General features: G+C 65.6%; 1 pseudogene. It reads left to right on the top strand.

The features are described 5' to 3' along the window. A pseudogene (locus EOA38_RS38780) lies at positions 1-407 on the top strand (TetR/AcrR family transcriptional regulator); the annotation flags it as partial.

Raw genomic sequence — 407 nt, 5'->3', positions numbered from 1 at the left:
GACAAGCGGGCGATCGTCTGGACGCTTGCCGAGCGCTACACCGCCGAAAGCCAGGCCTGCATTGCGGCGGCGCTGAAGGATGTCAGCGATGCCGAAGGCCTCAGCCAAGCGTTTTCGGAACTGGTCGACATCTACTACCGGCTGTTCCTGGCCGAGCCGGTGATACGCGACATCTGGTCGGGCACGCAGGCCGACAAGGCGCTGCGCGAACTTGAGCTCGCCGACAGCCGCGCCAATGCCGAATTCCTCGTCGCGGTGCTGAAGCGGCTGCGTCCCGATGCCGATCCAGTCGCACTGGAGACGACGGCATTCCTCGTCTGGCAGATGGGCGAGGCCGCCATGCGGCTGGCGATCTCCGTCGATCGCGAGGAAGGCGACAGGCTGGTCGCAGCCTATAAGCGCATGGC

Source organism: Mesorhizobium sp. M1E.F.Ca.ET.041.01.1.1 (assembly GCF_003997355.1).
GTDB lineage: Bacteria > Pseudomonadota > Alphaproteobacteria > Rhizobiales > Rhizobiaceae > Mesorhizobium.
Note: the sequence above shows the minus strand (reverse complement) of the source record. Positions and strands in the feature narration are given on the sequence as shown.